General features: G+C 48.3%; 9 protein-coding genes. 4 read left to right on the top strand and 5 right to left on the bottom strand.

Annotated features, from left to right (window positions below):
- Window positions 1–179: 179 nt before the first annotated feature.
- Window positions 180–3,041: a collagen-binding domain-containing protein gene (locus tag FFM79_RS09040; RefSeq protein ID WP_225424418.1), complete on the top strand. Its 2,862-nt coding sequence runs from the start codon at window positions 180–182 to the stop codon at window positions 3,039–3,041.
- Between the two features lie 690 nt (window positions 3,042–3,731).
- Here the strand turns inward: FFM79_RS09040 and FFM79_RS09045 are convergent.
- Window positions 3,732–4,454: a UTRA domain-containing protein gene (locus FFM79_RS09045; protein ID WP_137643155.1), complete on the bottom strand. Its 723-nt coding sequence runs from the start codon at window positions 4,452–4,454 to the stop codon at window positions 3,732–3,734.
- A gap of 268 nt (window positions 4,455–4,722) precedes the next feature.
- On the opposite strand from FFM79_RS09045, the gene FFM79_RS09050 reads away from it, so the two are divergent.
- Entirely contained in the window at window positions 4,723–5,550 is an 828-nt protein-coding gene (locus FFM79_RS09050) for an alpha/beta hydrolase (protein WP_137643156.1), read from the top strand.
- 400 nt (window positions 5,551–5,950) lie between these two features.
- Here FFM79_RS09050 and FFM79_RS09055 read toward each other — a convergent pair whose 3' ends face one another.
- Both FFM79_RS09055 and FFM79_RS09060 read right to left on the bottom strand, forming a co-directional pair.
- Window positions 5,951–6,259 carry a type II toxin-antitoxin system mRNA interferase toxin, RelE/StbE family gene (locus FFM79_RS09055; RefSeq protein WP_137643157.1) on the bottom strand — a complete coding sequence of 103 codons (309 nt, stop codon included), beginning with the start codon at window positions 6,257–6,259 and terminating at the stop codon, window positions 5,951–5,953.
- On the bottom strand, window positions 6,259–6,549 hold the full coding sequence (locus tag FFM79_RS09060; protein ID WP_137643158.1) for a type II toxin-antitoxin system RelB/DinJ family antitoxin: 291 nt from the start codon (window positions 6,547–6,549) through the stop codon (window positions 6,259–6,261). Before FFM79_RS09060 ends, FFM79_RS09055 begins: the two co-directional genes overlap by 1 nt.
- 216 nt (window positions 6,550–6,765) lie before the next feature.
- On the opposite strand from FFM79_RS09060, the gene FFM79_RS09065 reads away from it, so the two are divergent.
- Together FFM79_RS09065 and FFM79_RS09070 are read left to right on the top strand one after the other, a co-directional pair.
- Complete coding sequence (locus FFM79_RS09065; protein WP_137643159.1) at window positions 6,766–8,061, top strand: alkaline phosphatase family protein; 1,296 nt, start codon at window positions 6,766–6,768, stop codon at window positions 8,059–8,061.
- A gap of 6 nt (window positions 8,062–8,067) precedes the next feature.
- Window positions 8,068–9,318, top strand: coding sequence for an MFS transporter (locus FFM79_RS09070; protein WP_137643160.1), 1,251 nt, complete (start codon window positions 8,068–8,070; stop codon window positions 9,316–9,318).
- 291 nt (window positions 9,319–9,609) lie between these two features.
- Here FFM79_RS09070 and FFM79_RS09075 read toward each other — a convergent pair whose 3' ends face one another.
- Both FFM79_RS09075 and FFM79_RS09080 read right to left on the bottom strand, forming a co-directional pair.
- Window positions 9,610–10,977 (bottom strand): APC family permease, encoded by a 1,368-nt coding sequence (locus FFM79_RS09075; protein ID WP_137643161.1) that lies wholly within the window; start codon window positions 10,975–10,977, stop codon window positions 9,610–9,612.
- Window positions 10,978–10,983: 6 nt separating this feature from the next.
- The gene (locus tag FFM79_RS09080; protein WP_137643162.1) at window positions 10,984–11,907 is read right to left on the bottom strand and encodes a proline iminopeptidase-family hydrolase; all 924 of its coding nucleotides are present in this window, start codon (window positions 11,905–11,907) and stop codon (window positions 10,984–10,986) included.
- Window positions 11,908–12,164 lie beyond the last annotated feature (257 nt).

Consider the following 12,164-nt stretch of genomic DNA (forward strand, 5'->3'; position numbering starts at 1 on the left):
TATGAAAAACGCTGAAACGCAACCCTAGTTAATAGTGTTAATCGTTGAAATGACGCGGCTAGTTGAAGCTGTTAAATATAAATTTATTTATTAGCGTGGTTGAATAATATTGTAAATAGCGTGAAAATGGAAGTGTTTAAAAGGAATCTCAATTAATTTAATTTTAGGTGGGATAGTCAATGGAACGTAAGCGAACACATTTTAAAATGTATAAGATTGGTCGCCGGTGGGCCTTCGCCTGTGCGGTGATCTTAACCCTTGGGGGAACAGCGTTAAGCGTTCATGCTGATGCTGACGATGCAAGTTCATCGACGGCGACGAGCGGTTCACAAGTCGATGCGTCGGGGACGAGCGCGACTCAAACCAACCGTTATCAATTACGAACATCATCATCAGTTCAGTCTAATGATGACGTGAATACGACTGACACTCAGGCCGGGGCAACGAAGTCTGAAACTCAAACCACGGGTGCAACGGAATCAACGACTGATAATGATAGCGATACCAAGCAATCAACTACGACCGAGACGCCGACTACTGCAACGAATGCTACTAATCAGAATGCGTCGAATGCGCAAAAGCAGGGGGACGCTGATAATACGGCGGATGCCGAAGTTGAGTCGACTGACACTGAAGGGGCCAAGACGCCAACAACAACGACTACTAGTGGTAACGATACTGACCAGACAGCTGATGACGTCAATCAGAACGGCCAGAAGCAATCAGATTCGACGACCGGTAAAACAACGACCGTTGATTCGGACGAAACGTCAGCGGCAACAACCACGTCAACTAAAGCGGCGCCGATGACTGATAGTCAGTCGTCGAGCCACCAAGTTACCGACGTAGCGGCCGCTGAACAACCTGAAACGACGACCCTTAATTTAACCACCGATCAGCAAGGCGAATCGGCACAATTAGCCCAACTATTTAGCGCCCAGCTATTACGGAGTACGCGTGCGGCCAACCCGGACGTGGAAGACGGCGGTAACGTTGAGGATGATTTTCCTGATTTACATAACCTACTAGGGGTTTCGTCACAATTCCATATTTTTGCGCGGGATGCCGAATTAAACACCCACGTTAATGGTAACGTTGCGGTTGGTCACCTTGATGGTAAGGTTAATTTCGGAACGAACATCACTGAAGAATTGCTTGATAAGGATATTTCCTATATTCAGAGTTTTTCTAACTTAGCGAACAGCTCCTTCGTCTCGGCCGGGAACAGTCGGACGAATAAAGTTATCTTCGGGGAAGGCGTTTCAATCGATGTTTCTAACCCAAACCGGCCTAAAATTGATGGTATTGATATTGACCATTTGAAATCTTCAGAAGTTTTTCAGGACAAGAACGGTAACGTCTACATCGACTTTGATAAAGAATTTGCAATGCTTGAAAAGTTAAGTGGTCGTTTAAGTAACCAACAACCGCACGTCTACTATACGAGCGCCCATTTTCCGGATATGAATCAACGGGTGATTGACGTTAGTGACCTTGAACCAGACGAAGACGGTCACATCATTGTTAACTTAGCAGCCGACGTTTTGAATACCAGTACACCCCTAACGATTCAAGGGTTATCCGCTGACAAGGACGGGCACACGGTCATCATCAACGTTGATACGGAAGGCAATCAAGATTACCAAGTTAATTCCCAAATTAAAATTCAATACGACGACGGTCATAGTCGTGACCCACACGAAACTGAAGATTTTGGGGATAACCACTTGCTCTGGAACTTTTACGATTCAACTGCGACGGATAAGGTCGCAACTGGGACCGTTAACTTTAACCAAACGTTCCAAGGAAGCGTCCTAGCACCGAAGACCGAAGTGATTGCTAACCATAATTTGGACGGTAACATCATTGCTGATAGGGTCGTTGTGAAGGGTGAAACTCACCGCTGGGATTTACAAGATAATGTTGATAATAAGAAGGATCCGGAGCCTGAACCTGAACCTGAACCTGAGCCAGAACCAGAGCCAGAGCCAGAACCTGAACCAGAACCAGAACCGGAGCCGGAGCCTGAACCGGAGCCAGAACCAGAACCGGAACCGGAGCCAGAACCAGAACCAGAACCAGAACCAGAACCAGAACCTGAGCCTGAGCCTGAGCCTGAACCAGATCCTGACCCAGACCCGGAACCAGAGCCAGAGCCGGAACCGGAACCGGAACCTAATCCTGACCCAGAACCTGAACCAACGCCCGAACCTGAAGAACCAGAACCAGAACCAGAACCAGAACCAGAACCAGAACCAGAACCAACTCCAGAACCAACGCCCGAACCCGAGGAGCCGGAACCGGAAGAATTTGAAAAGCCAGTTCATCCCATCGGTGAATTACCAGAATTACCATCCGTTCCTGGCGAAGGCGGCGAAGAAGAGGAAGAATTCGATAAGCCAGTAACACCAATCGGTGAGTTACCAGAACTACCATCCGTTCCAGATGGAGGCGGCGAGGAAGAAGAATTTGAAAAGCCGGTTCATCCAATTGCCGTCTTACCAGAAATACCGTCACTTCCGAATGAGGGTGGCGAAGAGACTGATGGCACCGATGAGGAAGAAGAACTCGAAGAAACTGAAGAAGAGGTCGATGAATCCGAAGAGGAGCTGGAAGAAGAAGTTAAGGAAGAAATTGACGAAGGTAAGACGCCTGAAGAAGTCGTTGATGAATTAGAAGACGACGTCCAAGAAGACCTTGACAATGGACACGTCGACGAAGATACGGTGGCGGATCTTGAGGTGGCTTTTGAAGAGAGCCAGTCTGAATCGGCCCGTGATCAAATAAAAGAAGACGAAACGTTGCTAACTTTGATTGATCAAGCTATCAAGCAAGCTCAAAAGCAAGGTGACAGTGCGTTAGTTACGATTTTAACGCAGCTTCGGACCGACGTTGCGGCGGACTTAGCCTTAGCACAAGGAAAAGGGTTACCCCAGACTGATGAAACGACCAATCAAGCTGCGCAAGCAACCGGATTAGCATTGATGGGAGCCTTGACCCTTGGGGCTTACGCTGCTCGACGGAAACGACGTCAACAGTGACCATTCAAGTAGGCTATTTAAAGGCGGTTTTAGCGCTTTGCAGATAGTTTTATCGAAAAATAAGAAAAGAAGTTGAGCAGTTGCTCAGCTTCTTTTTGTTTTATGTTAAAAGTTATGACATCATTTTTGTCTTCGAAGGAAGGAAGCCCGAAACATTCTCCAGATTAACTGACGTCTGCGCCTGCTACGATAACAATCCGCGTCATGCCTTTGTCTAGGCAGTACTCGGTTGCTGCAATCTAGCCGAAACGTGTTCGGGCCAGCCTGGTCCTGTGGTTAGCTACGCCATTGATACCGTGCATAGCCCGCACAGCACCAATGGCTAGGCTAATCCTCAGACCAACCCGCTGGCCCTCACACTCTATTTTTTTAACAAAAAAGTCACTAGCCTGACCAATGGTCTAGTGACGACGAATGTAGTTATACTCCTTGACCATACCTAATCCTTTGACCCGTATCGGCCACCTGATAATCAAGTGGTATAAAAGCTAACCCCCATTAGCATTTACAACCTTTATTATAATTGATTGGACTAATTAGTCAATTTATATTCGAATATATTTTTATTAGTTGTTTGAAAATATTTATAGGTACCTATTTTGGTTAATTTAAAAGGACGTAAACGGGCGGTCTGACGCCAAAAAGCTCCCAACCACGATTGGGTGGCTGGGAGCTAGATGTTTGTAAAGACTAATTACGAATTAACTGGGTGAAGTTAAATTCGTTTGGAATAAAGTGGGATTCGGTGTATTCAAATTGGCGACCCTCATCGTTAAAAGCGATGCTGATGAGGTTACCGACACAGTTATTTTTACCTAGTGCTAACTGGGTCGTATCGGTTTCGTCAGCGGAATCAACGCGGAGCATCCGCTTAGCCACCGCAATTTTAATTTTTAGCGTCCCCTGTAAGTAGCTATAAATCGACTGGCCGGCGATTTTTGCGGTGATTCCGGGTGTCAGTTGGGCGTTAAAGTAGTTAATATCTAGCACTGCGCGGACGCCATTGATGACCCGTACCCGCTGAATGGCATAGACTGGGATTCCGACTTCGAAGGCGGTTTTGCGACTAAGTGGCGCGTCAACAATGACTTGTTTAAAGCTGACGACGTCGGTTTGGTAGTCTAAATGGAGGTCAGCGTTTTGCGTTTTTAAGCCGTTCATGGTCCCCATGTTTAAGCTAAATTGTTGCATTTGCGGCGCGTGTTCTAGCAAGACCACGCCACGGCCCTTGACGCTGTAAACTAATCCTTCCTCGGCGAGGGCCTTAATCGCTTTGCGGACGGCGTAGCGGCTGCTATCGAATTCTTGAATGAGGTCGTCTTCAATTGGTAGGCGCATTTTAATGCTATAAGTGCCGTCCATAATGCGTTTCCTTAAGGTTTGATAAATGGTTGTTACGGTGTTTTTAGTCATACGATCACCCTTACTACAATTAAATTAGTTATTGGAAAATAAATAGTAAACGCACCCTGAAAATAATCGGTCAGAATGAAGACCGCTGCTTGGTAGCGCTAACTCACCCCTAATTATAGCAAATTTTGGGTTAATTTAAACATATGAACGAATAAATTTCATTATTTATTCGAATAAAATTGACAAAGTTAAGCCGCTAATTCATAATGTAAGCGAACACAACGTGTGGGGCGCTTGCGGGCGCCACAAATAGGGGGGACTGACAACTATGCAAATTGAACAACAAACGTTAACCGCCGCGGGGCACCCATTTCAGGTGACGGCGTATTGGTTAGATCAAATTTCAGATTTTGAAACACCGGTGGATTATCCAGTGATGATTATTTGTCCGGGGGGCGGTTTTACGTACCATTCTGGCCGCGAAGAGGCCCCGATTGCGACGCGGTTTGCCGCTGAAGGGATGCACACGGTCGTCTTGAACTATCAGTTGATGGATACGCACACGGCAGTCTACCCGTGGGCCTTACAGCAGGTCGCCCAAACGGTAGCGTGGGTCAGTTCCCAGACGGGGCGACACGTCGATGCCCAGCGAATCTTATTGGCAGGATTTTCGGCGGGCGGACACGTGGCTGCGACGTTCAACGGGGTCGCCCATGATCCGGTCTTAAAACAACGCTACCGGCTTGACCAGTATGCTGGCGAAATCGCAGCGGTCCTATTAGGGTACCCGCTGATTGATTTGACGGCCGGCTTTCCCACGGACGCGCATACCCGCGAACGAATGACGACGGATTCACGATTGTGGGCCGCACAAAAACTGGTAACGGCGCAAAGCAAGCCGGCCTTTATTTGGCAAACGATTACCGATGAATTAGTGCCGGCCCAAAATTCGCTCAGTTACGTGCAGGCACTGCTTGCGCACGGCGTGGCAGCGGAATACCACCTATTTGGTAGTGGAATTCATGGTTTAGCGTTGGCGAACCACGTGACGGAAAAGCCCGGAAAGACGAAGTACCTCAACCAGCCGGTGAGCCAGTGGATTGGCTTGGCCACGCGCTGGCTTCAGACGCAGGATTTATTAGCAGGAACATTTTGAACAGGACGGATAAACGCAACGGCCGAAGAAAAGTGTAATTCTAAAATGAAAGTATGACGAAAGTTAGCTGACTTTTGGCGCACGTTTCGGCTATTAACATGAGGCAACACACAAGCGGCTGTGACTAATGTCACAGCCGCTTGCTTACGATTAGTCAAGCTCGGATAGTGGAAACTTTAGCTAAAAAACATCCTTTCGATATAATGTTTATCGGCAATCAACCAAATTAAACAGGGCGAAAGGATGTTTGATATGTCTGAACAAAGTAAAGTGATAGTAGCTTAGTACATACCTATGAAATTGTAAGGATCACTTAATAAATGAAATCAAGAGATGAAAATAGCGTAAGCAATCTTTGTGGGAGACATTGTGAGTAGCATCTCTTTTATTGATTGAATAATTATCTTAGCGTGCTATGAAATAAGTCATGATGGCTACCAACTCTAATTAAGCGGATTGATGGATTAGTTTTGTGGGGCATATAAATTACTAACACATCAACTTTACCATCAGATAGATGGTATTCATAACTACCATTGTAGTTACCACCGCGATTATCCAAGACGTGCGGTTGATATTCAGCACTAACAATGCCGTTAAGGTGCAATTGATTTAAGGTATTTAAGAGATTGGCTATTAATTCAGGGTGATGTTGCTTCAATTGCTGATAGTCTTTCTTAAATTGGGGTTCAACTTTCAATTGATACATCAGTCTTTATCCAGATAGCTTTTTAATTCGTTGACATTATTGAAGCTAAGGGCATCGTCGGGGATGATGCCAAGCTCCTTCGCTTGAGCGGCTACCAGAGCTTTTTTAGTAGTTTCTGTTGGCTCATCTGATTCAGCTAGCACTTCAAATGGCACTTTCTTCTGAATAACCAACTGACGAGCAGCTAAGTTGAAATATCCGTTAATGCTTAGCCCCATGGATTTTAGTTCCTTGTTTAATTCTTTCTTGAGATCATCATCAAGGCGAATAGTAGTTGGTGTTGTTTTCATAGATACCACCTCCATTTATATATCATTCTACCATACAATTGACATACATAAAGCCCTAAACCACCGTAGTATCATCATGGTAAGCACCAGTCTTTTGCACGTCTTTAGTTACCGTTTAAACCGCGAACTGAACAAATTGCGCCCTGACATTCTGCGGAATGGTGCGGTATAATTTGAGTTACTAATAGCTTAAAAAAGTTTAAAGGGGCGATCGAAATGGCGACTAATCAACACATGGTAATCATTTCACTGGACGCCCTGGGTTACCGGGATCTTCGGGAACATCAGGACGAACTACCAGTTTTAAAGCAACTGATTACCGGTGGGACCTGGGTCAAGTCGGTGACGGGAATTTATCCGACACTGACGTATCCGTCCCACACCACGATTATCACGGGCCAGTACCCGCGGGTTCACGGAATTGTGAACAACACGAAGATTCAGCCGGAGCGGCGCTCCCCGGACTGGTATTGGTATCAAAAAGACGTTAAAGTGCCGACGCTGTACGACTTAGCGCGCAAGCGAAAATTAACGACCGCCGCGTTTTTGTGGCCGGTCACGGCGGGGAGCAAAATTACATATAACCTCGCAGAAATTTTCCCGAACCGCATCTGGACCAACCAGGTGTTGGTTTCACTGAAGGCCAGTTCGCCATTGTTTTTATTAGCCATGAATCATAAGTATGGCCACTTGCGCAACGGCATTAAACAACCGCAACTTGATGAATTTATTACCGCCTGTGCGGTTGATACCTTAGTTAATAAGCAGCCCAATTTAACAATGATCCACTTGGTCGATATGGATAGTATGCGTCACCGCTATGGTGTCCGTTCGAAGGAAGCAATGGCGGGGTTGCACCGATTGGACAAGCACGTTGGTCAGTTAATTGAAGCAACTAAGCAGGCCGGAACCTTTGCCGACACTAACTTCGTTATTTTAGGCGACCACTACCAAATCAACGTTGATCATATGATTCACTTAAACACGCTCTTTGCCAAGCAAGGCTGGTTACATGCCCGTGCGGATCAGACGTTTGATGATGACTGGTCGGTGATGGCGAAGTCGGCGGACGGGGCCACCTACGTTTATACTCGCCACTTTGATGATTGGGCGCGGTTAAAGGCCCTGATTAATGAAGTGGAAGGGGTTGAAACCGTGATTGATGGTCAGGCGGCAGCTAAACGCGGAGCCGATCCCGATTGCGCACTGATGGTTGAAGCTAAGGCCGGCTATTACTTTACCGACGAAAGCCGACGACCGCTCGTGGTTGAACCAGTCCATCCTGATACGCTGGGAACGCCCGACCGCTACCACGGCGTGCACGGCTATGATCCGGATAAGCCGGATTATCAGACGACCCTCGTCTTTAATGGGCCGGCGGTCAAGGCAGGTGCGACGGTTGACCATGCTAATTTGGTCGATGAAGCGCCAACCTTTGCCCGCCTACTGGGCCTCCAGTTTCCAGAACCTTTAGCGGGCCAGTGCCTGACTGATATTTTTAAGGAGTCTTAATTCAAAATGAAATTAAACAAGCAGCAGTGGAGCTGGGTCTTTTACGATTGGGCCAACTCCAGCTACGGCATTATTGTGACTACGGCGGTTTTACCCGTTTACTTCAAAGCGGTGGCCCAAGCTAACGGGGTCAGCGCCGCGAACGCCACCGCCTATTGGGGGTACGCCAATAGTATCGGTACGTTACTCGTTTCAATCCTCGCACCGGTTCTGGGCGCACTTGCGGATTACCCGCGCGCTAAGAAACGGATGTTAAATACGTTCGCACTCGTCGGGATGGTGATGACCTTGGCTTTGAGCGTGGTTCCGACCAGTGCCTGGAAATGGTTGATGGTCGTGTACATCTTATCGATTATCGGTTATTCCGGTGGGAACTTGTTTTATGACAGTTTTTTGACCGACGTTGCGCCGAATGAACAAATGGACCGGGTTTCAACGTACGGCTACGGCTTTGGCTACCTGGGGGGCGTCTTAGCGTTTATTTTATTCTTAGTCCTGCAGTTGACTAACGGCTTTGGTCAGTTGTCGAGTTACGGTGTGGCTCGCTGGAGCTTTGTTTTGGCCGCGGTTTGGTGGATTATTTTCTACGTGCCGTTGGTTAAAAATGTGCACCAGAAGTACGCCCTCAAACCTAGTGGTCAACCGGTCCGCTCCAGCTTTAAGCGCGTCTGGTCGACTTTGAAGCACATCCGCAACTACCGCGCCGCTGCTTGGTTCCTCGTCGCCTACTTCTTTTACATTGACGGCGTTGATACGATTTTTACGATGGCAACGTCCATTGGGATGGACATGGGAATTTCCACCACCACGCTTATGCTTGTCTTGTTGGTGGTGCAACTCGTCGCCTTTCCGTTTTCTTTATTATACGGCTGGTTGGCGAACAAGACCTCCACGCGGACGGGAATTTTGCTTGGCATTGTGATCTACCTGGGTATTTGCTTGTACGCGTTGCGCTTATCCAGCGCGGTCGACTTCTGGGTGCTTGCCGTCCTGGTCGGGACGAGCCAGGGTGGGATTCAAGCGCTGAGCCGTTCGTACTTTGGACGCTTGATTCCTAAGGAAAGTGGGAGTGAATTCTTCGGCTTTTATAACATTTTAGGTAAATTTTCGGCCGTAATGGGCCCGGTATTGGTGGGGATTGTGACCCAGTTGACCGGCCAATCCACGATTGGGGCCGCCTCACTCAGCATCCTCTTCGTTATCGGCCTGATAATTTTCTTGGCCTTACCGAAGCTTGATCAAACGAAATCAGTTTAAACCGAAAAAATTGGTTTTATGGGATATGATGTTGAGCTGTTAAGAGAACAGTCAATTTGAGTTTCAATCAGTTCGCTGTAACCAACGAATAAGCGTGATTACGCGAAATTTAGTAATCCTCTGCGAAAGCATCTTCATTATTTAAGGCTTACTAGAATAATCCGTAGAACGCAATGTAAAAACCAGTCCAGCCAACCGGTTACACCCGCTGCTGGCGGCAATATTCACACCAAATATCATAGACCCGAAAAAAACCGGCGTTGCCTTGAGCAGCGCCGGTTTTATAATGCGTTACAAGTTCATCTCCGTTTTGCGTTGGGTTAACCGTAATACTCCGTAGTAGGCTAAGCCAAGCACTAACCAAGCGCCCCCGATTAGTTTAGCTAAGCTACTCAGGTTGATCATCACGAAGAGAATGATTGCAAAGCCGATTATCGGTACGAGCAAGTGGTGCCAATAATCACGGGAATGCTGGCGGATGAAGAAGTGGTTGACCACCGCCACGTGAATGACTAGAAACGCAGTCAACGCACCGCAGTTAACGATTTGTGAAAGCGTACCACTATCATTCATGAAGGCGAGGCCGACGACCAACGAAATGCCGGCGACGAGCAATGTGCTGACGTAGGGCGTCTTGAACTTAGGATGTACTTTAGCGAGTGCTCCCGGTAAGTTCCGGTCGCGCGCCATCCCGAACAAAATCCGCGAGATGGCCGCTTGCGCTGCGAGGGCGTTGGCGAAGCCCCAGGAAAGAATTGTGGCGATGGTCGTTAAGTTTGCCAAGAACGGCCCACCGACCCGGCCGGCGACGACGTAAAACGCGGTATTGAGGTCGGTAAAGGAGCGCCAGTTGGGAACGATTAAGGCGGCCAAGTAGGTTTGTACGATGAATAGGACGCCGACGAGCATTAGCGCCCACATGATGCCCTTACCAACGGCGCGGTTCCCACCGGTGGTTTCTTCGGCGAGGGTGCTGATTCCGTCAAAGCCGAGAAAGCTGAGGACGGCAACCGAAGTGGCGGTCATGACGAAGTTTAAATTGAAGTAGCGGGGATCGTAAAAGGGCCGGAAAGTGAAGCCGTCACCAACCCCATGGGCTAAACCATACACGCCGAGGACGATGAAAAAGGCTAACACGATCAGTTCTCCCGCCAGAAAAATGCGGTTGGCGATGGCCGTAAATTCAATGCCGCGAATATTAATGATGGTATTAATCGCAATAAACGCAAGCAACCAAATCCAAGTTGGTACGGCTGGAATGAGGGCTCGTAACGAATTGGCGGCAATGATGTAAAGTAACGCTGGCACGAAAATGTAGTCCAAAATGATCATCCAACCGGATAAGAAACCAATTGTTTTATTGATACCCAATTTAGCGTAGGTGTAGACCGAACCGGCAATGGGAAACGCCTGCGATAATTGCCCGTAACTAAGGGCGGTAAAGAACATGGCGACCATCCCGATGGCGTAGGTCAGTGCGACCATGCCTTGTGATACTGATACGACCGAGCCGTAGATGCCCATTGGTGCGATGGGCACCATGAAAATTAGCCCGTAAACGACTAGGTCCTTGACGGAGAGGGTCCGTTCGAGTTCCTGATGATAGCCAAAATCTTGAAGTGAGGCCCCCGTTTGCTGGGCCGGATGCTTAATTTCCATAAACCATTACCCCTTTTGTGGGTCCGGGGTGAAGCGCCCGGACCGCAAATCTGTGAAATAGTGTCGTAAATAAGTAAAGAAGACCGCTGGATTATCGACCATGTGATTATGACCACTATCGGGCGTTACTACTAAGCGGGCGTTCGGCATTGCCTTGACCATTTTCTTGGCGGTAGTCAGTGGCATCGTTTCGTGGTCGGCAAACATTAAAAGTGTCGGTAGCTGGATGGTTGCCAGCCGTTTGGAGAAGTCCCAGTCGCCCAGGTCACCCTCAACGACGAATTCATTATCACCTTGAAAGTAGTTGTAAACCGGCTTTGCCTGAATATCGACTTGGTGGGCGAGGGCTGCCGGTTGCCGGCGATTAACGTATTCGTGGTACAGGTGAGTAATCAATTGGCGGTAGTGCGGGTCGGTCCACTGGCCGCGGCGTTCAATGGCTAACATGTAGGCGTTCTCCGCGGGGCTGAATTCGTGTTCACGAATTTTGCGCATCCGTTTTAAATAGTCGGCAATGTTGTCGACCATGCTAATGATGATGAGTCCCGCGAGCGCCTGTGGATGGTCGGCCGCGTAGGTCATGGCGAGCATGCCGCCCCAGGAATGACCAGCCAAGTAAAAGTGGTCGTAGCCGAGTTGCTGGCGGACTTCTTCAACTTCACTGAGGTAGTAGTCCTCGTTTAAAAACCGCTGACGGATAGCGGGGTCGTCCCAATCGGGGGTGTCGGAGTACCATGAACCGAGTTGGTCGTACATCGTGACTTCGATGTCGAGGTCGGCCAGCTCGGGACCGAACCGCTCAAACACTTCGTGGGTGTCACCGGGTCCGCCGTGCAGACAGAGTAGTTTGGTATGGCCGCCGAGGTTGCAAGTGTGCGACCACAGGTGGTAGCCGTTGCTCAATGTTAAAATCCGGGTTACGTTACGCATGTGATAAAACCTCCCATATGAATTACCCCTAACGATAAGGCGGGGATTGATTGGGTGCAATCGGGATGGTCACAATCGATTAGTTAAAAGCGTTTCCAATTTAAAGTGTGGGTTAATTAGGCTTCAAAACCAAAGCCAGGTTTAAAAAGCCCGTTAACCGCAAGCAGCTGATGGGGTTAATGGGAGCGGTTGGTACCAGCTAGTTTGGGGGTCACGGGTATGGTAAACTGAAAGTACCAAAACGCGGAACGGAGGGG

Origin of the sequence: Lactiplantibacillus modestisalitolerans, from assembly GCF_005405425.1 — a bacterium.
Taxonomy (GTDB): domain Bacteria; phylum Bacillota; class Bacilli; order Lactobacillales; family Lactobacillaceae; genus Lactiplantibacillus; species Lactiplantibacillus modestisalitolerans.

Coding starts and splice junctions, on each gene's coding strand:
- FFM79_RS09070 (WP_137643160.1), top strand. CDS start 8,068: ATGAAATTAAACAAGCAGCAGTGGAGCTGGGTCTTTTACGATTGGGCC.
- FFM79_RS09075 (WP_137643161.1), bottom strand. CDS start 10,977: ATGGAAATTAAGCATCCGGCCCAGCAAACGGGGGCCTCACTTCAAGAT.
- FFM79_RS09060 (WP_137643158.1), bottom strand. CDS start 6,549: ATGAAAACAACACCAACTACTATTCGCCTTGATGATGATCTCAAGAAA.
- FFM79_RS09065 (WP_137643159.1), top strand. CDS start 6,766: ATGGCGACTAATCAACACATGGTAATCATTTCACTGGACGCCCTGGGT.
- FFM79_RS09080 (WP_137643162.1), bottom strand. CDS start 11,907: ATGCGTAACGTAACCCGGATTTTAACATTGAGCAACGGCTACCACCTG.
- FFM79_RS09045 (WP_137643155.1), bottom strand. CDS start 4,454: ATGACTAAAAACACCGTAACAACCATTTATCAAACCTTAAGGAAACGC.
- FFM79_RS09040 (WP_225424418.1), top strand. CDS start 180: ATGGAACGTAAGCGAACACATTTTAAAATGTATAAGATTGGTCGCCGG.
- FFM79_RS09050 (WP_137643156.1), top strand. CDS start 4,723: ATGCAAATTGAACAACAAACGTTAACCGCCGCGGGGCACCCATTTCAG.
- FFM79_RS09055 (WP_137643157.1), bottom strand. CDS start 6,259: ATGTATCAATTGAAAGTTGAACCCCAATTTAAGAAAGACTATCAGCAA.